Source organism: Streptomyces chattanoogensis (assembly GCF_001294335.1).
GTDB lineage: Bacteria > Actinomycetota > Actinomycetes > Streptomycetales > Streptomycetaceae > Streptomyces > Streptomyces chattanoogensis.
In genome coordinates, this window is record NZ_LGKG01000078.1 from 1 (window position 1) to 396 (window position 396).

A 396-nucleotide genomic window follows, 5' to 3' on the forward strand; every position below is an offset into this window, starting at 1 on the left:
ATCCTGGTGTCGATGCTGGCGATGGCCGGCGCGGCGGTGCTGATCGCTGATCGGGCGGCTCGGGAGTCGGAGCAGCGGTGGTGTGGCCTGATCACGACGATGGACCGGGCGTACCGAGAGGAGCCGCCGGCCACTGACCTGGGACGCCAACTGGCCCGGGACATCGCCGAGCTACGCCGGGAGTTTCGGTGCTGAGCACCCATGTTCGGGGTCGATCACGACGGTGGCGCAGTCGGAGCACAACCACTGGCGGCCCATCCACCCGCAGCCGGGGCAGGCACCCCATCTCGGCATCCACCGGCCACCACACGGGCACGGGCTCGGCGACTCTTCGACCCATTCCCGTCCGCCGTCTCGCGTCTCCCGGTAGTAGCCCCTGACCACGCACGTCACCGT

At 69.9% G+C, this 396-nt stretch carries 1 protein-coding gene; it reads left to right on the forward strand.

The annotated features are described in order from the left end of the window. On the forward strand, positions 1-195 hold a 195-nt coding region (locus ADL29_RS10290; RefSeq protein WP_157878437.1), incomplete at its 5' end, for a hypothetical protein. Positions 196-396: the final 201 nt, after the last annotated feature.